Origin of the sequence: Pseudomonas sp. W2I6, assembly GCF_030815935.1 — a bacterium.
Lineage (GTDB): Bacteria > Pseudomonadota > Gammaproteobacteria > Pseudomonadales > Pseudomonadaceae > Aquipseudomonas.
In genome coordinates this window covers 2,293,736-2,316,011 of the sequence record NZ_JAUSXJ010000001.1, presented here as the reverse complement: position 1 = coordinate 2,316,011, position 22,276 = coordinate 2,293,736, and the positions used below count along the sequence as shown (strand labels likewise).

At 62.2% G+C, this 22,276-nt stretch carries 20 protein-coding genes; 13 read left to right on the top strand and 7 right to left on the bottom strand.

All coding sequences use genetic code 11. The annotated features are described in order from the left end of the window. Positions 1–81: 81 nt before the first annotated feature. A complete protein-coding gene (locus QF039_RS11035; RefSeq protein WP_307518036.1) occupies positions 82–1,023 on the bottom strand; it encodes a LysR family transcriptional regulator in 942 nt (313 codons plus the stop codon). 117 nt (positions 1,024–1,140) lie between these two features. On the opposite strand from QF039_RS11035, the gene QF039_RS11030 reads away from it, so the two are divergent. The 8 genes from QF039_RS11030 to QF039_RS10995 all read left to right on the top strand — a co-directional run bounded on the left by QF039_RS11030 (position 1,141) and on the right by QF039_RS10995 (position 9,060). Next, positions 1,141–2,436, top strand: coding sequence for an MFS transporter (locus QF039_RS11030; protein WP_177054208.1), 1,296 nt, complete (start codon positions 1,141–1,143; stop codon positions 2,434–2,436). 15 nt (positions 2,437–2,451) lie between these two features. Further along, positions 2,452–3,636 (top strand): L-rhamnonate dehydratase, encoded by a 1,185-nt coding sequence (rhmD, locus tag QF039_RS11025; protein WP_177019627.1) that lies wholly within the window; start codon positions 2,452–2,454, stop codon positions 3,634–3,636. A gap of 11 nt (positions 3,637–3,647) precedes the next feature. Beyond that, on the top strand, positions 3,648–4,448 hold the full coding sequence (locus tag QF039_RS11020) for an HpcH/HpaI aldolase/citrate lyase family protein (RefSeq protein ID WP_307518033.1): 801 nt from the start codon (positions 3,648–3,650) through the stop codon (positions 4,446–4,448). A gap of 10 nt (positions 4,449–4,458) precedes the next feature. Then, positions 4,459–5,892: an aldehyde dehydrogenase gene (aldA, locus tag QF039_RS11015; protein WP_178965456.1), complete on the top strand. Its 1,434-nt coding sequence runs from the start codon at positions 4,459–4,461 to the stop codon at positions 5,890–5,892. Positions 5,893–5,962: 70 nt separating this feature from the next. Next, on the top strand, positions 5,963–6,844 hold the full coding sequence (locus QF039_RS11010) for an amidohydrolase (RefSeq protein ID WP_087693854.1): 882 nt from the start codon (positions 5,963–5,965) through the stop codon (positions 6,842–6,844). After that, entirely contained in the window at positions 6,844–7,164 is a 321-nt protein-coding gene (gene rhaM, locus QF039_RS11005; RefSeq protein WP_087693855.1) for an L-rhamnose mutarotase, read from the top strand. Before QF039_RS11010 ends, rhaM begins: the two co-directional genes overlap by 1 nt. 40 nt (positions 7,165–7,204) lie before the next feature. After that, complete coding sequence (gene rhaT / locus QF039_RS11000) at positions 7,205–8,263, top strand: L-rhamnose/proton symporter RhaT (protein ID WP_102605252.1); 1,059 nt, start codon at positions 7,205–7,207, stop codon at positions 8,261–8,263. Positions 8,264–8,289: 26 nt separating this feature from the next. Then, positions 8,290–9,060 carry an SDR family NAD(P)-dependent oxidoreductase gene (locus tag QF039_RS10995; protein WP_307518027.1) on the top strand — a complete coding sequence of 257 codons (771 nt, stop codon included), beginning with the start codon at positions 8,290–8,292 and terminating at the stop codon, positions 9,058–9,060. Between the two features lie 533 nt (positions 9,061–9,593). Here QF039_RS10995 and QF039_RS10990 read toward each other — a convergent pair. After that, complete coding sequence (locus QF039_RS10990) at positions 9,594–10,205, bottom strand: LpxA family transferase (RefSeq protein WP_087693858.1); 612 nt, start codon at positions 10,203–10,205, stop codon at positions 9,594–9,596. Positions 10,206–10,319: 114 nt separating this feature from the next. On the opposite strand from QF039_RS10990, the gene QF039_RS10985 reads away from it, so the two are divergent. Further along, positions 10,320–11,285, top strand: coding sequence for a threo-3-hydroxy-L-aspartate ammonia-lyase (locus tag QF039_RS10985; RefSeq protein ID WP_177008509.1), 966 nt, complete (start codon positions 10,320–10,322; stop codon positions 11,283–11,285). Further along, a complete protein-coding gene (locus QF039_RS10980; RefSeq protein ID WP_307518023.1) occupies positions 11,282–11,659 on the top strand; it encodes a RidA family protein in 378 nt (125 codons plus the stop codon). The genes QF039_RS10985 and QF039_RS10980 overlap by 4 nt, the downstream gene beginning before the upstream one ends. A gap of 1 nt (position 11,660) precedes the next feature. Here QF039_RS10980 and QF039_RS10975 read toward each other — a convergent pair whose 3' ends face one another. Continuing rightward, positions 11,661–12,287 carry a transcriptional regulator gene (locus QF039_RS10975; protein ID WP_003212543.1) on the bottom strand — a complete coding sequence of 209 codons (627 nt, stop codon included), beginning with the start codon at positions 12,285–12,287 and terminating at the stop codon, positions 11,661–11,663. A 57-nt stretch (positions 12,288–12,344) separates the two neighbouring features. Here QF039_RS10975 and QF039_RS10970 point away from each other — a divergent pair, with 57 nt between their 5' ends. The 3 genes from QF039_RS10970 to QF039_RS10960 all read left to right on the top strand — a co-directional run bounded on the left by QF039_RS10970 (position 12,345) and on the right by QF039_RS10960 (position 16,299). After that, complete coding sequence (locus QF039_RS10970) at positions 12,345–13,454, top strand: alanine racemase (RefSeq protein WP_307518020.1); 1,110 nt, start codon at positions 12,345–12,347, stop codon at positions 13,452–13,454. 483 nt (positions 13,455–13,937) lie between these two features. Next, complete coding sequence (locus QF039_RS10965; RefSeq protein WP_177035528.1) at positions 13,938–15,341, top strand: sodium:solute symporter family protein; 1,404 nt, start codon at positions 13,938–13,940, stop codon at positions 15,339–15,341. Positions 15,342–15,378: 37 nt separating this feature from the next. Beyond that, positions 15,379–16,299 (top strand): pyridoxal-phosphate dependent enzyme, encoded by a 921-nt coding sequence (locus QF039_RS10960; RefSeq protein ID WP_307518017.1) that lies wholly within the window; start codon positions 15,379–15,381, stop codon positions 16,297–16,299. Positions 16,300–16,413: 114 nt separating this feature from the next. On the opposite strand, the gene QF039_RS10955 is transcribed toward QF039_RS10960, so the two are convergent. From QF039_RS10955 to aldA (QF039_RS10940), 4 genes are all read right to left on the bottom strand, one after another. Then, positions 16,414–18,024, bottom strand: coding sequence for a GMC family oxidoreductase (locus QF039_RS10955; protein ID WP_177039956.1), 1,611 nt, complete (start codon positions 18,022–18,024; stop codon positions 16,414–16,416). A gap of 27 nt (positions 18,025–18,051) precedes the next feature. Further along, the gene (locus tag QF039_RS10950; RefSeq protein WP_008432553.1) at positions 18,052–19,269 is read right to left on the bottom strand and encodes a mandelate racemase/muconate lactonizing enzyme family protein; all 1,218 of its coding nucleotides are present in this window, start codon (positions 19,267–19,269) and stop codon (positions 18,052–18,054) included. 1 nt (position 19,270) lies between these two features. Further along, positions 19,271–20,581, bottom strand: a complete 1,311-nt coding sequence (locus tag QF039_RS10945; RefSeq protein WP_003212550.1) for a nitrate/nitrite transporter — start codon at positions 20,579–20,581, stop codon at positions 19,271–19,273. A gap of 76 nt (positions 20,582–20,657) precedes the next feature. Then, a complete protein-coding gene (aldA, locus tag QF039_RS10940; protein ID WP_307518013.1) occupies positions 20,658–22,082 on the bottom strand; it encodes an aldehyde dehydrogenase in 1,425 nt (474 codons plus the stop codon). Positions 22,083–22,276: the final 194 nt, after the last annotated feature.

The window sequence follows — 22,276 nt, the reverse complement described above, 5'->3', positions numbered from 1 at the left end:
TGCGCGGCGCGAGTCAGTCTCAAATGAGATTCATTCTATTTAATAACCCGCCGGCGTACCACGTTCTTTTGCACACGATGTTTAAAGCATTGCGGCCTTTTGCCTGAGCATGTCGATAAACACCCCCAACTCGCGGCTCACCGGGTCGCCCTTGCGCAGCAGCATCCCGAACGGTGCCAGTTGCACCTCCAGCACCACCGGCAAGGCCACCACGAGGCCCATTTTCAAATAATCCCGCAGGGCGCTTTCCGAGAGCACCATGATCGCGTCGGTGAGTTGAATCAGTTGCTGCATGGAATACACCGAACTGCACTCGATAATGTCCGCCGGCTGCGGCAAGGCCAGGTGTTGCAATGCTTCATCAAAACCAATGCGCGCCGGGCTGGTTTGCGGTTGCAGAATCCACGGCCAGTCACTGACCAGTTCCGCCAGCGGCAGATGCTCGCGCTGGGCCAGGGGGTGGCCGGCGTGCACCACCACCAGCATGCGTTCGTTGCCCAGGGGCTCAAAGGTGTAATGCTCACTGTCGGTGGCGGCGTTGCGCCGGGCGATGGCCAGGTCGATGCGGCCTTGCTCCAGCAACTGGATCACCTGGTCGCTGGTATCGCCCATGATGCGAATGCGCATCTGCGGGTTGAGGGTTTTGATCTGCGCAATGGAGTCCATCACAAGGTCCGGCGCCGCGCCCATGATGGTGCCGATCGACAAATACCCGTAGCCGCCCTGCTGGCGCATCATCAGTTCCTCGGCGCAGCGGTCGAGGCCACTCAGCGCCGACTCGGCAAAGCGGATCAATTCCTTGCCCAGTGCCGTCGGGCGCATGCCCCGGGGCAGGCGCTCGAACAGGTCACAGGCAAACATATCCTCGATCTCGCGCAACATGCGCGTCGCCGCTGGCTGCGACATGTTCAGGCTTTGGGACGCACGGTGCAGGTTCTGGCTGGAACTCAAGGCCACCAGCATATGCAGATGCTTGTAGCGCAGGCGGTTGAACAGGCTGCGGGAGATTGCGGGACTACTCATTTTTTTCCTTGTTATCGATACCCTGAGGTTATCAGTTGTAAGCGAGATTCGATTTGTAGCGTATAGATGGAGCGCCGTACAGTCCTTCCCATAAGAACAAAACAACTGGACTGAACAATGAAGACCCTGCCTGCGTCCTTGCTCGCCAAGATTTCCTGGCGGCTGCTGCCCTTTCTGCTGTTGATGTACATCATGGCCTTCCTCGACCGCGCCAACGTCGGGTTCGCCAAGCAAGCCTTCCAGGCCGACACCGGCCTCAGTGATGCCGCCTTCGCCTTTGGCGCCGGGGTGTTTTTTGTCGGCTATGCGCTGCTGGAAGTGCCGAGCAACCTGATCATGCATCGCGTCGGTGCCCGCCTGTGGATGTGCCGGATCATGGTCAGTTGGGGCCTGGTGTCCGCCGCCATGATGTTTGCCCATAACGAAACCAGCTTCTACCTGTTGCGCTTCCTGCTGGGCGTGGCCGAAGCCGGATTCTTCCCCGGGGTGATTCTCTACCTCACCTACTGGTTCCCCTCTGCCGTGCGCGGCAAGGCCATGGGTTTCTTCTACTTTGGCGCGCCCCTGGCCTTCATCTTCGGCAGCCCGCTCTCGGGCCTGTTGTTGGAGCTGGACGGGTTCTCTGGGCTGCACGGCTGGCAATGGCTGTTCGCGGTGGAAGGCCTGATGGCCACCGCGGTTGGCATCTGGGCCTACTGGTACCTGGACAACCGCCCCGCCGATGCCAAATGGCTGAGCGTTGCAGAGCGCCGCCAGATCCAGGACCTGCTCGACCGCGAAGACCAGCACAAAACCTCCCACGGCCGTAGCCTGCTCACTGTGCTGTGCCAGCCCAGCGTGCTGTACCTGTGCCTGGTGTACCTACTGATCCAGGCCAGCGTTTACGGCGTGGTGTTCTACTTGCCAACCCAGGTCGGTGGGCTGCTGGGGACCAAGGTCGGCTTGATGGTGGGCCTGGTCTCGGCGATTCCCTGGGTCTGCGCGCTGTTCGCCGCGTGGTGGATTCCCGGCTACTCCGACCGCACCGGTGAACGCCGCAAAGCCGCGTCCCTGACCCTGTTGATGGCCGCCGCCGGGATCGCCTGCTCGGTGACCTTTGCCAACCCGCTGCTGGGCATGCTCGCCCTGTGCTTTGCCGCCTCGGGCTTTATCGCCGTGCAACCGGTGTTCTGGACCTTCCCGTCCAGCTACCTGGCCGGCAGCGCAGCGGCCGCCAGCATCGCCCTGATCAACTCCTTCGGCGCCCTCGGCGGTTTTATCGCCCCGGTGCTGAAGAACTGGGCAGAAACCGCCTTTCACTCCCCTGCGGCCGGCCTTTACCTGCTGTCCGCCACCACTGTAGTCGCAGCCTTGCTGGTACTCGGTATCCATTCCCCAGGCCATAAAGCGACGAACACGCCGGCCACTGTTTAATCAAGGAGTCACACCATGGGCAACATCACAATCAAGCACGTGCGCGCCTTTGTGCTGCGCGGCGGCGGCGCGGACTACCACGACCAGGCAGACGGCCACTGGATCGACGATCACATCAGCACCCCCATGAGCAAATACCCCGAGTACCGCCAGAGTCGCCGCAGTTTCGGGATCAACGTACTCGGCACGCTCGTGGTCGAAATCGAGGCCAGCGACGGCACCGTCGGGTTCGCCGTGACCACCGGTGGCGAGCCCGCCGCCTATATCGTCGAGAAGCACCTGGCGCGCTTCCTGGAAGGCGCCCGCGTCACCGATATCGAAAAAATCTGGGACCAGATGTACCAGTCCACCCTGTACTACGGCCGCAAGGGCCTGGTGATCAACACGATCTCCGGTGTCGACCTGGCGCTGTGGGACCTGCTCGGCAAAATCCGCCAGGAGCCGGTGCACCAGTTGCTCGGCGGCGCGGTGCGTGACGAATTGCAGTTCTACGCCACCGGCGCCCGCCCGGACCTCGCACAGAAGATGGGCTTTATCGGCGGCAAGATGCCCTTGCACTACAGCCCATCGGAAGGCGAAGAAGGCCTGCGCAAAAACCTCGAGGAACTGGCAACCATGCGCGAACGGGTCGGCCCGGACTTCTGGCTGATGCTCGACTGCTGGATGAGCCTGGACCTGAACTACGCCACCAAACTGGCAACCGGCGCCCATGAATACGGCCTGAAATGGATCGAAGAAGCGCTGTCGCCCGACGACTACTGGGGCTATGCCGCGCTGCGCAACAACGTGCCCAAAGGCATGTTGGTTACCACCGGCGAACACGAAGCCACCCGCTGGGGCTTTCGCATGCTGTTGGAGATGGGGTGCTGCGACATTATCCAGCCAGATGTGGGCTGGTGCGGCGGCCTCACCGAGCTGGTGAAAATTTCCGCCTTGGCCGATGCCCACAATGCGTTGGTGGTGCCCCACGGCTCGTCGGTCTACAGCTACCACTTTGTTGCGACCCGCCATAACAGCCCGTTCGCCGAGTTCCTGATGATGGCGCCCAAGGCCGATGAGGTGGTGCCGATGTTCCACCCGCAACTGCTCGGTGAACCCGTGCCGGTGAATGGCCGCATGCGCCTGTCGGTGCTCGACAAACCCGGGTTTGGCGTGGACCTCAATCCCGATTGCCAATTGCATCGCCCGTACAACCGCTGAGGACTCCTGCCATGAACATGCCCCACAACGCTTTCAAGGCCGCGCTGCGTAAAGACGCCGCGCAATACGGGATCTGGGCCGGCTTCGCCACCGCCTATGCCGCCGAGATCGTCGCCAGCACTGGTTACGACTGGATGCTGATTGACGGCGAACACGCCCCCAACACCGTACCCGGCGTGCTCAACCAGCTCCAGGCCGTGGCGCCCTACGCCACCGCCCCGGTGGTACGCGCGGTAAGCAGCGACGCCAACCTGATCAAGCAACTGCTGGACGTCGGCGCCCAGACGCTGATGATCCCGATGGTCGAAACCGCCGAGCAAGCCAAGGCCCTGGTGCGTGCGATGCGTTATCCGCCCCACGGTATTCGTGGCGTTGGTGGCGGCTTGACCCGCGCCACCCGCTGGGACGGCGTGTCGGATTACCTCAACACCGCCCATGAACAGCTGTGCCTGATCGTGCAGGTGGAGTCGCGCCTGGGCGTTGAAAACGTCGCGGCGATTGCGGCGGTGGAAGGCGTGGACGCGGTGTTTATCGGCCCCGCCGACCTGTCCATCGGCCTCGGTCACCCCGGCAATCCTGGGCACCCCGAGGTACAGGAGCGCATCCAGTACGCGGTCAATGCCACGCTGGCGGCCGGCAAGGCCTGCGGCATTCTCGCGCCCAACGAAGACGACGTCCGCCGCTATCAAGCCTGGGGCTGCCAGTTCATTGCGGTGGCCATCGACATCAGCCTGCTGCGCCAGGGTGCCATGTCGACCCTGGCCCGCTATCGCCCCGCCGCCGACGCCAAAGCACCGTCACGTACTTACTGAGGAGCCAAGCATGTCATCCGTACCGGTCTACCAGAACTTCATCAACGGCCGCTTTACCTCCAGCGATGCGCACCTGGATGTATTGAACCCGGCCACCGGCGCCCTGTTGTCGAAGGTCCCGGCGTCCACCTCCGAAGACATCGACCAAGCCCTGGCTGCCGCACGTCATGCGCAAAAAGACTGGGCGCGCAAACCGGCGATCGAACGTGCCGGGCACTTGCGCCGCATCGCCGCCAAGCTGCGGGAAAACGTCGCCCACCTGGCGCGCACCATCACCCTGGAGCAAGGCAAAGTCAGCGGCCTGGCGGAAGTGGAAGTCAACTTCACCGCCGACTACCTCGACTACATGGCCGAGTGGGCGCGCCGCATTGAAGGCGAGATCATCACCAGCGACCGCCCCAATGAAAATATCTTCCTGTTCCGCAAACCCCTGGGTGTGGTGGCCGGCATCCTGCCGTGGAACTTCCCGTTCTTTTTGATCGCCCGCAAGATGGCCCCGGCGTTGCTCACCGGCAACACCATCGTGATCAAACCCAGCGAAGAAACGCCGAACAACTGCTTCGAGTTCGCCAAACTGGTGGCCGAGACCGACCTGCCGGCCGGGGTATTCAATGTGGTCTGCGGCGATGGCCGCGTCGGTGGCGCCCTCACCGCCCATAAGGGCGTGGACATGATCAGCTTCACCGGCAGCGTCGCCACCGGCTCGCGGATCATGGCTGCCGCCGCCCCCCATATCACCAAGCTCAACCTCGAGCTGGGTGGCAAGGCACCTGCCATCGTCCTCGCCGATGCCGACCTGGACCTCGCGGTAAACGCCATTCGCGACTCGCGGATCATCAACAGCGGCCAGGTGTGCAACTGCGCCGAACGGGTGTACGTGGAGCGCAAGGTGGCCGACCAGTTCATCGAGCGCATCAGCGCCGCGATGGCCGCCACCCGCTACGGCGACCCCATCGCCCAGGCCGATGTGGAGATGGGCCCGCTGATCAACCGCCAAGGCCTGGACAGCGTCAATCGCAAGGTACGCACCGCCTTGAGCCAGGGTGCATCGCTGGTCACCGGTGGACAGATCGCCGACCTGGGCCAGGGCTTTCACTTCCAGCCGACGGTATTGGCCGGTTGCCACGCCGACATGGAAATCATGCGCGAAGAAATTTTTGGCCCGGTGCTGCCGATCCAGATTGTCGACGACCTGGATGAAGCCATCGCCATGGCCAACGACTGCGACTACGGCCTGACCTCCTCGATCTACACCCGCGACCTGGGCAAGGCGATGCAGGCGGTGCGCGAATTGTCGTTCGGCGAGACCTACGTCAACCGCGAGAACTTCGAGGCGATGCAAGGCTTTCATGCCGGCGTGCGTAAATCCGGGATCGGCGGCGCCGATGGCAAGCACGGCCTGTACGAGTACACCCACACCCATGCGGTGTACTTGCAGAGCTGAAGTGGTGCAACGGGCCTTGGCGCGGTAGCGTGCGGGCCCTTCCCCATCCATTGTTCCGAAGGATTGCACTATGCCCCTTACCCCTTACAGCGGGCCGATCATCGACAGCCATTTGCACCTGTTCGACCCGCGCCGCCCCCAGGGTATTCCCTGGCCCGAGCCGGGAAACGCGCTGTATGCCGCACATTTGCCGGCGGATTATTGGCCGCTGGCAGGCGAACATAACGTGATCGGCGCGATTGCCGTGGAAGCCAGCCCGTGGCGCGACGACAACCGCTGGTTGCTGGAGACCCTGCGCAGCGACCTGCGCATGCTCGGTTTCGTCGGCAACCTTGACCCGCTGCACGGCGACTTTGCGGCAGACCTCGATGCCTTGGCCCATGAACCGCTGTTCCTCGGTTTGCGCTACGGCAACCTGTGGGACCGCGATTTGCCAGACGACCAGAAGCGCCCCGGCTTTATCGAAGGCCTGCGCCGCCTCGCCGAATACGGGCGTGGCCTGGACAGCGCCAACCCCAATCCGCGCTTGATCAAAGGGCTGCTGCATTTGAGCGATGCCTTGCCCGAGCTGCGCATCATCGTCGATCACCTGCCCAATGCCAGCGTGCCCGCCGGCGAAGAATCCGCGTATCACGCCGACCTGATGCGCCTGGCAGAGCGGCCGAATGTATTTGCCAAACTGGCGGAAATCCCCCAGGTCGGCCCGCAGGGTCTGATCCTTGACCCGGCGTTCTACAACGACCGCCTGGCCGTGCTGTGGGAAGCCTTTGGCGAAGACCGTTGCTTCTTCGGCAGCGACTGGCCCAACAGCGATCACTTGGCCAGTTTCGCCACCACCCTGGGCCTGGTGAAAGCCTGCATGGCGGGCAAACCCGAGGACGTACAGGGCAAGTTCTTCCTGCACAACGCGGTGCGCATCTACAGTCCTACGCCACCCCACGGAGGCAAGTAATGCAGACCCGAGCCTTTCGCATGAACCTCAACCCCGGTCAGCACGCCGAGTACCGTCGACGCCACGATGAGATCTGGCCCGAACTGGCCCAGGCCCTGCGTGATGCCGGCGTGGTGGACTACCGGATCTTCCTCGACGAGGCCAGCAACGCCTTGTTCGCCGTGATGACCCACGAAGAGCGGCACGGGCTCGACGCACTGCCGGGCACCGCGCTGATGCAACGGTGGTGGCAGTACATGCAAGACATCATGCCCAGCCAGCCGGACGCCTCGCCCGTCAGCGTGGATTTAATCCCGATGTTCAGCCTTACCCCAGGCTGAAACAGCGCGCTACCACAACAATAAAAAAGGATTCGACTACGTGGAAATCATTCTCTTCGGTGTGATTCTGCACTTCATCGGCGGCTTCGCCTCCGGCAGCTTCTACATCCCCTACAAGAAAGTCCGCGGCTGGGCCTGGGAAAGCTACTGGATCACCGGCGGCCTGGTGTCATGGCTGATCGTGCCGCTGATTGCCGCGCAACTGACCGTGCCCGGCTGGGCCGACATCCTGCGCCAGGCCGACAGCAGCACCTTGCTCTGGACCTACCTGTTCGGCGTGCTCTGGGGCATCGGCGGGCTGACCTTCGGCCTGACCATGCGCTACCTCGGGCTGTCCCTGGGCATGTCGCTGGTACTGGGCCTGACCTCGGCCCTTGGCGCCTTGATGCCGGCGCTGTATCGCGACCTGTTCACCGACGCCACCGAAGGCACCCTGACCTCAATGCTCGCCTCCCAGGGCGGGCATTGGGTGCTGTGGGGCGTGGCGGTATCGCTGGTGGGCATCGCCGTGTGCGGCAAGGCCGGGCTGATCAAGGAACGAGAAGTGCCGGAAGCGGTGAAATTCGCCAGCATCAGCGAGTTCTCGGTGGCCAAGGGCATGCTGGTAGCGGTGATCTCCGGGGTGCTGAGCGCGTGCTTCAGCTACGGTATTTCAGCCGGGCGCCCACTGGCTGCCGCGGCTGTCGAGCATGGCGCCAACAGCCTGTTCCAGAACAACGTGACCTTCATGGTGATCATGTGGGGTGGCCTGACCACCAACGGCCTCTGGTGCCTGTGGCTGAACTGGCGCAACCGCACGTTCCACAACTACACCGACCGCAGCACTCCGCTGCTTGGCAACTACCTGTTGGTGGCGTGTGCCGGCACCCTGTGGTTCCTGCAGTTTTTCTTCTACGGCATGGGCGAAAGCCGCCTGCAGAACGACGCCAGTTCGTGGGTGTTGCACATGTCTTTCATCATCATCGTATCCAACTGCTGGGGCCTGTATTTCCGCGAATGGCAGGGCACCAGCGCCACCAACAAAGGCGTATTGGCCGCGGGTATCGCGGTGATTCTCGGTGCCATTGCCATGGTCGGTTACGGCAACTATCTCGGCTGAGGCCGCTTTTTTTCAGGAGTTCACTTATGTTACTTGCAGACAAAACCGTGATTATTACTGGCGCCTCCCGTGGAATCGGCCGCGCCGCCGCCAGGGAATGTGCACGCCAGGGTGCCCGTGTGGTCATCGGCCACAGTGGTAGCGGCCAAGGCACTGAAGCGGCGTTTTCGTTGATCGAGGAAATCAAGGCGTTCGGCGGCCAAGCGGTGGAGGTGGGCGGCGATGCGGCTGATCCGGACACCGGCGACAAACTGGTGGCCGGCGCGCTCAAGGCATTTGGCGGTGTGGATGTGTTCGTCAACAACGCCGGGATCTGTCCGTTCCACTCGTTTCTCGACATGCCGCGTGAGGTGTACCTGAAGACGGTCAACACCAACCTCAACGGCGCCTACTTCGCCGTGCAAGCGGCGGCAAACCAGATGAAAAACCAGGGCAAGGGCGGCGCGATCATCGCCGTCAGTTCCATCAGTGCGCTGGTGGGTGGCGGGATGCAGACGCACTACACGCCGACCAAGGCCGGGCTGCACTCGTTGATGCAGTCCTGTGCGATTGCGTTGGGGCCGTATGGTATTCGCTGCAACTCGGTGCTGCCGGGAACGATTGCCACCGATATCAACAAGGAAGACTTGGCCGACGAGGAGAAGCTGACGTACATGACTTCGCGCACGCCGTTGGGGCGCCTGGGTGAACCCGACGACGTCGCGGGGCCCATCGTGTTCCTAGCCTCGGACATGGCGCGGTATGTGACCGGAGCTTCGCTGTTGGTAGACGGGGGATTGTTTGTCAACTTGCAGTAGCGTTGGGAAGCGGGCCGCCGCGACGGGGCGTCCCTGCCCCGTGCTACCTGCGTTCGGCCAGCGTGGTTTAACGGGGCGCCTAAGATCAAGATCAAAAACAGATCAAGAGCACAGCGGCCTGAAAGCCGACTTGAGTGTTGAAGAGCAAAATCAAAATCTAAAGCGAGCACGGTCAAAAAATGTGGGAGCGGGCTTGCTCGCGAATGCGGTGTGTCCGTCACCCAATGCATCAACTGACAGACTGCATTCGCGAGCAAGCCCGCTCCCACATTTGGACCGTGTGCGCCCTTGATCTTGCTCTGGCTTCTACCACTCAAGCCGGCCTGTAGGCCGCTGTGCTCTTGCTTTTGATTTGGATCTGGCTCTGACTGCCCCAATAAGCCCGAGCCACAGCGAGGCGCCGACAGGCGGGGCAGAGCCCTGTGCTTACTTTGGGCTGGGCCGGCATTCCGGCTTTTCCAAAGCGAGTCGCTGTAAGAGCGAAACCATAAGCAGCCGTTACTCAACTAACGGATATGTACACCAAACCCCCCCTACCCCTCACAATCGAAAACCTCCCCACGCCTAACCACACTACCCGCCGCAAGCACCGCTCCCGGTGCCAACACACCATTGGCTCCAACCCGCGACTGATCCCCAAGCAGCGCGCCAAACTTGTCACAGCCGGTGCGCTGCAACTGCCCGTCAATGCGCACCTGCACTTCCTTGTCGTCACGCTCGTTCCGGTAGTTGGCCACGATACTGCCGGCTTCCAGGTTAACCCCGCGGCCCAATACCGAATCACCGACAAAGTTGAAATGCGCCAACTTGCTGCCGCTGAAGACAAAGGATGTCTTGAGCTCTGCACCCGGTCCGAAGATGCAATATTCATCCACCCAGCAACCGCCGCGAAGGTAGGCACCGGCAGCGATAAAACAGTGGGCGCCGATGATCAGCGGCGCTTTCAAAACAGCGCCCGCCTCCACGACCGCAGTACGGTGCACGGCAATCTCGTCATGAATCTCATAGTCGTCATCAGAAAGCCCCGCCAGCAATTTGCGAACGATTTCCGGCGCCTGGGTCACCAACTCCCACGGCGCAAGATCCACCCAGGGTGCCAGCGGCGAACGGGAAAAATCAGCGATGTAATCGGTCAGTCGAATCAACGTCGAGCCCTCTACAGATCAGAGAAGCCCGAAACGCTAGCATGAAATGCAACTTTACAGTTTGTATAGATATGGATATTTTATCCATCTAACGACATTCGAGAGGTCCCTCCCATGCCACCGTCTTCCTACCATGACGTAATCAAAGCCGCCGAGCGCCTGGAAGGCTTCGCCCACCGCACGCCGGTGTTCACCTCGCGTACCCTCGATGCCGAGACCGGCGCCCAGGTGTTTATCAAGTGCGAAAACCTGCAACGCACCGGCTCGTTCAAGTTTCGCGGCGCCTTCAATGCGCTGTCGCGTTTTGATGAGCAGCAGCGCAAGGCTGGCGTCGTGGCGTTTTCCTCGGGTAATCATGCGCAAGGCATCGCGCTGGCCGCGCGGTTGTTGCAGATGCCGGCAACCATCGTGATGCCCACCGACGCCCCCGCCGCGAAGGTCGCCGCTACCCGGGAATACGGTGCAAGCGTGGTGTTCTATGACCGCATCACCGAAGACCGCGAGCAGATCGGTCGCACACTCGCCGAGCAACACGGCATGACCCTGATCCCCTCCTTCGACCACCCGGACGTGCTGGCCGGCCAAGGCACTGCCGCGAAGGAGCTGCTGGAGTTAACCGGCCCGCTGGACGCGCTGTTTGTCGGCCTGGGTGGTGGCGGCATGCTCTCCGGCACCGCGCTGGCCACCCGTGCGCTGGCGCCCGATTGCCTCGTATACGGGGTCGAGCCCGAAGCCGGGAACGACGGCCAGCGCTCCTTCCAGAGCGGCAGCATCGTGCACATCGACACGCCCGTCACCATCGCCGACGGCGCCCAGACCCAGCATTTGGGTCAGCACACCTTCCCGATCATTCGCGAGCAAGTCACTGACATTTTCACTGTCTCGGACGCCGAATTGGTGGCCTCGATGAAGTTCTTCATGCAGCGCATGAAGATGGTCGTGGAGCCCACCGGCTGCCTTGGCCTCGCGGCCCTGCGAAACCTCAAGCATCAGTTCCGGGGCCAGCGCGTGGGCGTCATAGTGACCGGCGGCAACGTCGACCTCCAAACGTATGCGCAGTTGCTGAGCGCTCCAAAATGAACTTCATCCACACCCCCGCGGCCTCGGCGCCTGCCGGGCACTACTCCCAGGCCGTGAGCCACCAGGGCACGCTGTACATCTCCGGTCAATTGCCGGTGAGCCCTGACGGGCGTCATAACCTCGAGGCTTCGTTTGCCGAACAGGCTCAAGTGGCCCTGGACAATCTGTTGGCGATTTTGAAGGCCGCAGGCGGCTCACCCGCAGACCTGGTGAAAGTCACGGTGTACGTGGTGGGGGTAAAACACTGGCCTGAATTTGATGGCTTGTACGCCGCTGCGCTGGGAGGTCACCGCCCGGCCCGCGCGGTGGTGCCGGTGCCGGAACTGCACCACGGCTATCTGATTGAAATCGAAGCCGTGGCGCGCTCGGCATAGGTCATTTGGCGTAGGTGTAGACCGCCGCCCGCGAGACCCCAAGGTGTGAGGCAACCGTTTCCATGGCACGCCGGATGTCCATCACGCCGGCTTCTTTCAGCTCTTGCATCAGCAGCCGCCGGTCGGCGGCCTTGAGGGCACGTGGGGTGGTCGCCAGGCGTGCGGCGAACTGGTCGATGCGTGCACGAATGGCGTCGGCACCGGACGGGTCGAGAGACTCGGCGGGCCGGTCGCCGCTGACCGAGCCGAACTGTTCCAGCATGCCCTGCAAGCCACGGAACAACGAGAGGTCGACGTTCATGCACAAGGCCGCCACGTACTTGCCGGTGGAGTCCTTGATGCCGATGGAAGTGCTCTTGACCTGACGCCCGTCGGCGAACTGGTTCTGGTAGTTGGCGATCACCTGCGGGTACTCGGGATCGGCAATCCGCGCCAGGCCCAGCTCGGTGGCCGGGTCACCCGGCTGCCGCCCGGAGAGGTTGTTGTGGATGGCCATGATTGCGTGCTGGGGGTCGCGCAGGTCGTGCAGCACGACCTCGCAAAACGGGCTGAAGGTCTTGCTCAGGCCTTCGGCAATCTGTTCGAGCTGGCTGATCAAGGCCGCTTGTTCGGGAGTGTGTTTTTTCATTCAGACAACATATCCAGTACTGGATAGACCGTCAATTTACCTTTTGGAGTGTGCACGATGGAAACCCCGACAGCTTTGCTGGATGTGACCCGGATGCAGCGCAATATCCTGCGTATGCAGCAGCGTGCCGATGACTTGGGTGTGAGCTTGCGGCCCCATGTGAAGACCCATAAATGTGCCGAGGTGGTGGCGGCGCAAATCGCTGCCGGGGCCACGGGGATTACGGTTTCGACATTGAAGGAGGCCGAGTATTTTTTCGACCTCGGCATTCGGGACGTTCTGTATGCGGTGGCGATGGCGCCGCATAAATTGCCTCAGGCGTTGGCGTTGCGTCGTCAGGGGTGTGCGCTGACGCTGATCACCGACAGCCTTGCCGGGGCCCGGGCGATTGTCGAGTTTGGTGCGCTGCAGGGTGAGGTTTTTGCGGTGCTGATTGAGATTGACTGTGATGGGCACCGGTCCGGGGTGAAGCCTCAGGATCCGCTGTTGCTGGAGATCGCCAGGCTGCTGTATGGCGGCGGGATGCTTGCCGGGGTGTTGACTCATGCCGGGGAAAGTTACGGGCTGGATGCGCCTGAGGCGTTGCGGGCGATTGCCGAGCAGGAACGGGCGCGCTGTGTTGCAGCGGCCGAGGTGATTCGGGGGGCGGGGTTGCCTTGCTTGCAGGTGAGTGTGGGTTCGACGCCCACGGCGCTGTCGGCGGTGAGCCTGGAGGGTGTGACTGAGCTGCGGGCTGGGGTTTATGCGTTTTTTGATTTGGTGATGCATAACGTTGGGGTGTGCCGCATTGATGAGCTGGCGTTGAGTGTGCTGACTACGGTGATCGGGCATCAGGTGGAAAAGGGCTGGATCATTACCGACGCGGGGTGGATGGCGATGAGTCGGGATCGCGGGACGCAGTCGCAGAAGCGGGATTTTGGTTATGGGCAGGTGTGTACCGAGGGTGGTGAGGTGATTGAGGGGTTGCTGGTGGGCAGCGCGAATCAGGAGCATGGGGTGGCTTGGTTCGACGGGGTGGCGGTGGATGTGGTTGAGCGGTTTCCGCTGGGGACGCGGCTGAGGGTTTTGCCTAACCATGCGTGTGCTACGGGGACGCAGTTCGGCAGCTATGGCGCGCTGCTGGAGAATGGTGAGGTGCAGGTTTGGGAGCGGTTGCGGGGGTGGTAGATCGGGGGCATAGCCGTTATTTGGGTGATGGCCGATATTGGTTCCGCTCTTACAGCGGCCTGAAAGCCGGCTTGAGTGTTAAAAGCCAAATCAGAAGTTAAAGCAGGCACGGTCCACTGTAGGAGCTGGCTTGCCGGCGATGGCGTCAACTGGGTGTACCTGATGCACCGAGGTGTCTGCATCGCCGGCAAGCCAGCTCCTACAGAAAAGCGCTTGGCTTTTAACACTCAGGTCGGCTTTCAGGCCGCCGTGCTCTTGCTTTTGATCTTGATCTGACTGCCCCAATAAGCTCGAGGCCGAACGCAGGTATTGCGCGGCGGCGGCCCTCGCTGTAAGAGCGAAACCATAGGTAGCCGTTACCCAGATAACGGATATACACCCATACCAAAAGAGTATCAAACCATACCAACCCGATATTAGACGAAAGCAAAACCAGCAGAGGAAACTACCCGCAATTACAAAAATACCTAAAGAGTATAAAAAATGCCCACCCACTCCTCATGGATCGTACTGTCCATCACCGGCCTGTACATGCTCAGCCTGGCACTGATCAGCTACGGCGTCCGCCGCCACTCCCGCAGCGCCAACAACTACACCACCGGCGGCGGCCACTTCCCGGCGTTCCTGATCGGCTTCCTGATGCTCTCGGAATTTATCGGCACCGCAGTCAGCATCGGCACCGCCCAAACCGGTTTCAAGGTCGGCATCTCCGCCGCCTGGAACCTGTTCGCCCTGGCCCTGGGCTTCGTACTCTTCGCCTGGCTACTGGCGCGCAAATACAAGGACCTGGGCGACAACACCATCTCCGGCGTACTCGCGCGCAACTACGGCCAACGCACCCGCTTCGCCACGTCGATCATCACCATCTTTGCCCTGGAGATCGTCGCCGTCTCGATCTACGCCAGCGGCGGCGCCGTATTGGCCAGCGTGATGCAAGTAGACCGAACCCTGGCGATCGTGATCGTCGGCGTAGTCTCGGTGGCATACGTCAGCATCGGCGGCATGCGCTCAGTGATCTACACCAACTTCGTCCACGCCGCCCTGAAATACCTGGGCGTCGGCCTGGCCTTGTGGTTCGGCTTGAAGCAGGTGGGCGGCATCGGCCAGCTGCAAGCGCAATTGCCCGCCAGCATGTTTGACTGGACCGCCGTGGGTTGGGGCCAGATCATCGCCTGGATGATCGCCGGGATCGGTTCGATCTTCTCCACCCAATACGTAATCCAGGCGGTGAACACCGTCAGCCATGCAGGCAAGGCCCAGCGCGCCTGTTTCTACGTGGCGGTGCTGATGGTGCCGTTCGGCATCGGCGCAGCACTGATCGGTATGTGCAGCGCGGTGCTGTTCCCCCATGTCGACTCCCTGCAAGCCTTCCCCACCCTGATCGCCAGCATGGACCAACTGACGGCCGGGCTGGTGGTGGCAGGCCTTGCCGGCTCGCTGTTCGGCACCATTTCGGCGGTGAGCATGGGCTCGGCGACGTTGTTGCTGCGGGACTTCTACGAGCCATGGTTCAACCCGGAAAAAAGCGACGCCAAGTCCCTGCGCTTCGTGCGCCTGGCGACCATCGCTGTCGGCCTGTTGCCGATTGCCCTGGCACTGACCTCGGACAAGGTGCTGATGATCGCCTTCCTCGGCAAGGCATTACGCGCCTCCCTGGCCGTGCTGGTGTTGATGGTGTTCTACGCGCCGAAATTCGGCACGGCGGCCGGGGCATTCCTGAGCATCATTGCCTCGTTGCTCGCGACCGTGGGCTGGTTCCTCGCCGGTAATCCGTGGGGCATCGACAACGCCTACATCGCCCTGTTCACGCCGTTGATCATCATGGGCATCAGCCATGTGACGCGCCGCAGGACACCGGCCGACCCCCTGGTGGCAGCCACGAGCTGAGGTAGGATGGCAGCCTCACCCAAAAGGAACTTGTGAAATGCTGCCGATTCGCACCCCGTTGATCCTGCACCCCGGCTTGTCTACCGCTACCCGGCGGGTCTGGCTGAAGCTCGAGAACCTGCAACCCTGTGGCTCGTTCAAGTTGCGCGGCATGACCACGCTGTGCGCCTACGCGGCGAGCCAGGGCAAGACCACGGTGGTATGCCCCTCCGGCGGCAATGCCGGGCTGGCCACGGCCTTCGCGGCGCGCGGCCTGGGGTTACAGGCGCGGATCGTGGTGCCGACCACCACCCCCGAAGCCACCTGCACACGCATCCGCCAGGCCGGGGCCGAGGTGGTGGTGCACGGTGATCTGTGGGATCAATCCAATGAGCTGGCGCTGCAACTCTCCGAAGCACCCGAGGCGCTGTATGTGCCGGCCTTTGATCACCCGCTGTTGTGGGAAGGCCACAGCAGCATGATCGATGAGATTCTTGAGGACTGCCCTCAGGTGGGCGCCATCGTGACCTCGGTGGGCGGCGGTGGACTGCTCGCGGGCGTTCTGACGGGCCTGGAGCGTCATGGGCGGTTCGGCTGCAAGGTGATTGCGTGTGAAACGGCGGGCGCGGCTTCGTTTGCTGCTGCCGTAGAGGCTGGAAAGCCCGTGCGGCTGGCGAAGATCGATACCGTGGCCAAGTCGTTGGCCGCGACCCAGGTGGCGACGTGGCCGGTGCAGCATATCGGCAGGTTTGCCCATCAATGCGTGGTGTTGAGTGATGCCGACGCGATGATGGGCGTGGCGCGGTACGCCGATGATTTACGCCAGTTGGTGGAACCGGCATGTGGGGTTTCGTTGGCCGTGGCGTATCTGGAGCATGGGGCGATTGCCGGGGTTGAGGATGTGGTGGTGATTGTGTGTGGTGGGGTAAGCATCAGTGCCGAAACGGTTGCCCAGTGGCAAAACACGGTCTCTCTATGATCGTTCCCACGCTCCGCGTGGGAACGCCGCCCTGGACGCTCCGCGTCTGCTCTTGAAGTCGTGACGCGGAGCGTCACAGGATGCATTCCCACGCAGAGCGTGGGAACGATCAATTCAGGCATCCTGCAGGATCAGATCCGCGCCCTTCTCCGCCACCATCAACACCGCCGCATGGGTATTGCCCGAGGTCACGTTGGGGAAAATCGACGCATCGACAATCCGCAGTCCTTGCATCCCGTGCACCTTCAGGCGCTTGTCCACCACCGACACCAGCGGGTCCGAGCCCATGGCGCAAGAGCCACACAGGTGATAGATCGAGCCGCTGTTCTCGCGGAAGTACTGCAGCATCTGCTCATCGGTTTGCACCGCCGGCCCCGGCAATACCTCGGCCACAGTAACGCCCTTGAGCGCCGGAGCCTGCATGATCTTGCGCATCAGCCGGCTGCCCTGGATCACCTCGTCGATGTCCTTTTGGGTGCTCAGGTAGTTGGGGTCGATCAAGGCCGCGTCCCGTGGGTTTTTCGAGGCGATGCGGATCGTCCCGCGGCTGGTAGGCCGGCACGGGTTGAAGCACAGCAGGAAGCCTGAATACGGCTCGGGCTTGAGGCTGGCCTTGTTGTTTTTCGGGATCTGGTACGACAGCGGGTTGAAGTACAGCTGCAGATTGGGGTGCGCCTGCCCTTCGTTGCCGCGAAAGAACCCGCCGGCCTGGTTGACGCTCATGGCCAGCGCGCCCTTGCGGGTCAGCAGGTATTTGAGGCCAAGTTTGAACTGGCCAAACAGCGAACTGAGCTGGTCGTTCAGGGTCGGGATATTGGCCTTGTAGTAATAACTGGCGCAGAGGTGGTCCTGCAGGTTCTGCCCCACTGCAGGCAGGTCCTTGACCAACGGGATGTTGTGTTCGGCGAGCAATTGCTTGTCCGCCACACCCGACAGTTGCAGGATCTTCGGCGTATCCACCGCCCCGGCGCACAGGATCACCTCCTTGCGCGCGCTGAAGGTTCGGACCACGCCGTGCTGGGTCACGCTGATGCCGGTGGCGCGCTGCTGATCGTCGAACAGCACGCGGTCTACCAGCGCATGCAACTCCACGGTCAGGTTCGGCCTACCCAACGCCGGGTGCAGGTGCGCAAAGCTGCTGGAGCAGCGCTCACCGTTGCGGGTGTTGACGTCATAGAGGCCCGCACCTTCGAAGTTCGGCCCGTTGAAATCATCGCTCAGGCCATAGCCCAATTGCTCGCAGCCCTTGAGAAATACATCGCAGATGGCATGGGTCTGGCCCTTCATCGGGGTGATGCTGATGGGGCCGCTGCTGCCGTGGTATTCGGTGTCGCCCAGGGGGTGATTTTCCAGCTTGCGGAAGTACGGCAGCACGTCCTTGAAGCCCCAGCCGTCGTTGCCATTGGCCGCCCAGTCATCGAAATCATGGGCCTGGCCGCGCACGTAGATCATGGCGTTGATCGAGCCGGAACCGCCCTGCACCTTCCCCCGCGGGGCATAGATGGCACGGTCGGCCAGCTGTTTTTGCGGCTGGCTGTAGTACATCCAGTTGAAGGTCGGGTTGTAGTACATCTTGGCGAAACCGACCGGGATCTTGAACCACCAGGAGCTGTCCTTGCCGCCGGCTTCCAGCAGCAATACCGAATGCTCGCCCGAGGCGGAGAGTCGGTTGGCCAGGACGCAACCTGCGGCGCCGGCGCCGGCGATGATGTAGTCGTATGTCATTCACGGTTACCGCATAAGTCGTTTTTTTTAGCCCTTGGCGGGCGAAGTGTCTTTCACGTCAGCAGGCGTGGGCGCCATTTGCAGGTGCAGCCGCTCGCCGGTGTACGGCGTGTGCTTGCGCACCACGTCCATGTTCAGCTCCACCCCAAGTCCCGGCTCGGTGGACGGGATGATGTAGCCGTCCTCCCATTGCAGCGGCTTGGTCAGCACTTCGGCATGGAAGCCGCCCCAGGTCATGATGCTTTCCTGGATCAGGAAGTTCGGCGTGCACGTGGCCAACTGGAAACTCGCCGCTGCGCCGATCGGTCCGTTGTACAGGTGCGGGGCGATCTGCGCGTAGTAGGCCTCGGCCATGCTCGCGATTTTCTTGGCTTCCAGCAGGCCGCCGCAGCGGGCCACGTTCATTTGCAGGATCGATGCACCACCGGCCTGCAAGAGCTTGAAGAACTCGTACTTGGTGGTCAGGCGCTCGCCGGTGGCGATGGGAATGCTGGTCTTCGCCGCGACCTGGGCCATGGCCTCTTCCTGGCCTGGTGGCACCGGTTCTTCGAACCACAGCGGGTCGTATTTCTCCAGGCGCTTGGCCAGGCGAATCGCCGACGACGGCACCATCTGCCCGTGGGTGCCGAACAGCAGGTCGCACTTGTCGCCCACCGCCTCGCGAATCTTGCGGCAGAAGGTTTCGCAGCGTTCCAGCACTTCCAGGGAGATCTGGTGGCCGGAGTACGCGGTGTACGGGCCTGCCGGGTCGAACTTCACGGCGGTGAAGCCCTTGTTCATGTTCTCGATCGCGCATTCGGCGGCCAGGTCCGGGTCGTCGTAGTCGTACTCGCCCTTGCTGTTGACCGGGTACAGGTAGGTGTAGGAACGCAGGCGTTCGTTGACCTTGCCCCCCAGCAACTCATAGACCGGTTTGTTGGCGGCCTTGCCGATGATGTCCCAGCAGGCCATTTCCAGGCCGCTGACCACGCCCATCATGGTCAGGTCGGGGCGCTGGGTGAAGCCGCTGGAGTACGCCTGGCGGAAGAAGCGCTCGATATGGTGCGGGTCGTGGTTGAGCAGGTAGCGCTCGAACACGTCCTCGATGATCGGCAGCATGGCCTTGGGGCCGAAGGTGGCGGCGTAGATCTCGCCCACGCCTTCGATGCCGCAGTCGGTTTTCAGTTTGACGAACAGCCAATACATGCCGCCGATGTGCGGTGGCGGTACGGCGACAATATGGGTTTCAAGGGCGACGATTTTCATCTCAGGCACCTGTCTGGTTGAATTTTTTACGATTGATCCGGGCGCGCAAGGTCAGGGCCGCGAGGGTCCCGAGCACGCCGATGAAGGCGATGTAGCCGAAGTACAGGTTGTAGCCGACCTGCCCCGGGTATGTGTCGGTGAGGTAGCCATTGATCAGCGGGATAAAGGTGTCCGGCAGGTAACCCACCACCGAGACGATGCCGATGGCCAGGCCGGTGATGCGCAGCGGGATGTCGCAGCTGTCGAGGATCGCCCAGTACAGGCCGCGAATCGCGTAGGTCATCAGGCCGATAAAGATCACCGTGCCGATCAGCAAGCCGAGGCTGCCAATGGCCGGGAACACGATCAGGCCGACCATCGCCAGGGTCACCAGCAGCAACGCGACGATCAGCACCGAGATGTTCGAAAACTTGTCCCCCAGCCAGCCACCGCCGATCCCGCCGATGGGCCGCATCCACAGCTTGATGGTGGTGATGGTGCCGGCCATCACGGCGGTCATGCCGCTGCCTTGCAGGTAATCGGAGAAGCTGTAGGTGGCCCAGAACATGTGGTAACCGCAGAACACGATGGCGGTCACCAGCCACAGCTCGGGGATTTTCACCAGGGTGGTGAGGTCGGCGATCAGGTTGAACTTGCCCTTCTCCACCGCCGCAGTTTCGGCCATGGACTTGGGGTCCTTGAGCAGCACCAGCACACAACCAATGGCAATACACACGAACGAATACAGGTACACCACGTGCTTGAAGCCTTCGGCCGCAGTTTGGCTGCGGGTCTCGGTGGCGTAGGCGAACAGCCCCAGGGCCACGGTCGCCAGCAAGGCTTCCACCAGGCCACGGCCGCCGTCGAGGATGCCGAAGAAACGGCCCTGCTCACTGTGATGGGCGATCATCTTCACCCGCTTGAGCACCGAAGCCCAGAAGGTCAGGCCGGTGGTCAGGCCCCAGCAGCCGAAGATGATCATCAGGCCGGTCATCGACGGCACGGTGGAGTACCAGATACCCAGGGCCCCGGTGGCCACCAGCGAAAAGAAGATCAGGAAGCGTGGCGGCAGGCGATCGGCCAACCAGCCGCTCGGCAGGTAGCTGAGCAGGAAGATCGTACCGAGCATCGAGTACAGATAACCCAGCTGGCTGTGGTTGATCTGGAACACCTCAAGCATGGTGGTCTGGTAGACCTGGCGCAGGTAGAGGATCGGGTAGATCGCCCCGGCGGCCAGTACCAGCAACATCAATTGGAAGTAGCGACTGGCTTTGTCGCTTTTAGCCGCGGACACGGCATCGAAACCCTGGGCAACGGGTGCAGGCTTGGACATCTTGTAGACCTCGGACACCCACTGTGCAGGTGCCCCGATAATTGTTTTTATTGAGGTGAAGCCGGTGGTCGGTGAATCAGTACTTCATGACCACCAAACGGGTCTGGGTGAATTCAAGCATCCCGTGCTTGCCGTCATCGCCGCCCAGCCCTGAGCGTTTCCAGCCGGCGTGGAAACCCTGGTAAGGGTCGGCCGGGGTGCGATTGACGTACAACTCGCCGGCCTCGATGGCGTTGGCGACTTTCATGGCCGTGCGGTAGTTCTCGGTATAGAGCACCGACGACAGGCCGAACTGGTGATCGTTGGCCATAGCCAGCGCTTCGTCGATATCGCGGTACTTGAGCACCGGCAGCACCGGGCCGAAGATTTCTTCCTGGATGATTTCCATGTCCTGGCGGCAGGCGCTGAGCAGCGTCGGCGGGTAGAAATGGCCCGGGCCGTCGGGGAGTACGCCGCCTGTTTCCAGTACAGCACCGTCGGCGATGGCGCGCTCGACCATGGCGTGAATATTCTGCCGGGAGCTGGCGTTGACCAGTGGGCCCATCAGGCCCGCATCCGTGGCACGGTCACCGAATTTGACGGCGCCGATCTTGGCCTTGAGCAGGGCCAGGAATCGGTCATAGACGCTTTCCTGCACATACACCCGCTCGACGGCCGTGCACAGTTGGCCGCAGTGGGTGGTCTTGGAAGCGATGATGTCGCTGGCGGCTTTTTCCAGGTCGGCGTCGGCCTCGATGATCGCCGGGGTCTTGCCGCCCAGCTCCAGGGACGGCTTGGCGATGTTGGCCTTGCAGTAGTCGAGCACGATGCGCCCGGCGTTGACGCTGCCGGTCAGGGTGATCAGGCCCACGGCCTTGTGGGTGCACAGGGCGGCGGCGGTGGCGTGGTCCATGGTCAGGATGTTGATCACGCCGGCCGGCATGCCCGACTGCTCGACGGCACGGGCGATTTCAAAGGCGGACAACGGCGTGTTGTTGCTCGGGCGCACCACCACGGTGTTGCCGGCAATCAGCGCCGGGGCGATTTTGCGCAGCAGGGTATAGACCGGGTAGTTGAACGGAATCAGGCAAGCCACGACGCCAATCGGCTCGCGTTGCAGGAACAGGTTTTCGTCCGGGGTGTCGCTGGGGATGATTTCGCCTTCGATGCGGCGTGCCCATTCGGCGTGGTAGCGGGTGATCTGGGCGGCGTAGCGCGCCTCGTTGCTGGCGTCGTCGAGGCTTTTGCCGGATTCGCTGGCCAGCGCCCGGCCTATGCTTTCAGCGCAGGTTTCGAGGGCGGCGGCGAAAGCCCGCAGGTGTTCGGCGCGCTGGATGCTGGTGAGCTTGCCCCAGGTTTTCTGTGCGCTGGCGGCGGCATCGACGGCCGCAATGGCTTCATCAGGGGTGGCGGCGGACACCCGGCCTGCCTGGGCCTCGGTCGCGGGGTTGTAGACCGCGATTTGGGCGGTGCTGGCAGGTTCGGCGAAGTGGCCGTTGTAAAAGTTGCGCTCGATTTGCATATGGTTTTTTGCCCAATCGTTGTTGTTTTGCGAGTGACTTGCAGTTTTGTCATTGGGCGGGGGTTGGACAAACGATTTATTGACGGGGGTAACGTGCGAAAAATGCAGGTTAGTGGCTGATCCGTAGTAATGACCCGGGTCTGAGTCTGTATTGTTCTACCCATACTTCCTACAGTGCCGCCCACTTGGAACCG

What these genes read in the sequence shown, in the direction of transcription:
- QF039_RS11035 (WP_307518036.1), bottom strand. Translation starts at nt 1,023, where the DNA reads ATGAGTAGTCCCGCAATCTCCCGCAGCCTGTTCAACCGCCTGCGCTAC.
- QF039_RS11030 (WP_177054208.1), top strand. Translation starts at nt 1,141, where the DNA reads ATGAAGACCCTGCCTGCGTCCTTGCTCGCCAAGATTTCCTGGCGGCTG.
- rhmD (WP_177019627.1), top strand. Translation starts at nt 2,452, where the DNA reads ATGGGCAACATCACAATCAAGCACGTGCGCGCCTTTGTGCTGCGCGGC.
- QF039_RS11020 (WP_307518033.1), top strand. Translation starts at nt 3,648, where the DNA reads ATGAACATGCCCCACAACGCTTTCAAGGCCGCGCTGCGTAAAGACGCC.
- aldA (WP_178965456.1), top strand. Translation starts at nt 4,459, where the DNA reads ATGTCATCCGTACCGGTCTACCAGAACTTCATCAACGGCCGCTTTACC.
- QF039_RS11010 (WP_087693854.1), top strand. Translation starts at nt 5,963, where the DNA reads ATGCCCCTTACCCCTTACAGCGGGCCGATCATCGACAGCCATTTGCAC.
- rhaM (WP_087693855.1), top strand. Translation starts at nt 6,844, where the DNA reads ATGCAGACCCGAGCCTTTCGCATGAACCTCAACCCCGGTCAGCACGCC.
- QF039_RS10995 (WP_307518027.1), top strand. Translation starts at nt 8,290, where the DNA reads ATGTTACTTGCAGACAAAACCGTGATTATTACTGGCGCCTCCCGTGGA.
- QF039_RS10985 (WP_177008509.1), top strand. Translation starts at nt 10,320, where the DNA reads ATGCCACCGTCTTCCTACCATGACGTAATCAAAGCCGCCGAGCGCCTG.
- QF039_RS10980 (WP_307518023.1), top strand. Translation starts at nt 11,282, where the DNA reads ATGAACTTCATCCACACCCCCGCGGCCTCGGCGCCTGCCGGGCACTAC.
- QF039_RS10975 (WP_003212543.1), bottom strand. Translation starts at nt 12,287, where the DNA reads ATGAAAAAACACACTCCCGAACAAGCGGCCTTGATCAGCCAGCTCGAA.
- QF039_RS10970 (WP_307518020.1), top strand. Translation starts at nt 12,345, where the DNA reads ATGGAAACCCCGACAGCTTTGCTGGATGTGACCCGGATGCAGCGCAAT.
- QF039_RS10965 (WP_177035528.1), top strand. Translation starts at nt 13,938, where the DNA reads ATGCCCACCCACTCCTCATGGATCGTACTGTCCATCACCGGCCTGTAC.
- QF039_RS10960 (WP_307518017.1), top strand. Translation starts at nt 15,379, where the DNA reads ATGCTGCCGATTCGCACCCCGTTGATCCTGCACCCCGGCTTGTCTACC.
- QF039_RS10955 (WP_177039956.1), bottom strand. Translation starts at nt 18,024, where the DNA reads ATGACATACGACTACATCATCGCCGGCGCCGGCGCCGCAGGTTGCGTC.
- QF039_RS10950 (WP_008432553.1), bottom strand. Translation starts at nt 19,269, where the DNA reads ATGAAAATCGTCGCCCTTGAAACCCATATTGTCGCCGTACCGCCACCG.
- QF039_RS10945 (WP_003212550.1), bottom strand. Translation starts at nt 20,581, where the DNA reads ATGTCCAAGCCTGCACCCGTTGCCCAGGGTTTCGATGCCGTGTCCGCG.
- aldA (WP_307518013.1), bottom strand. Translation starts at nt 22,082, where the DNA reads ATGCAAATCGAGCGCAACTTTTACAACGGCCACTTCGCCGAACCTGCC.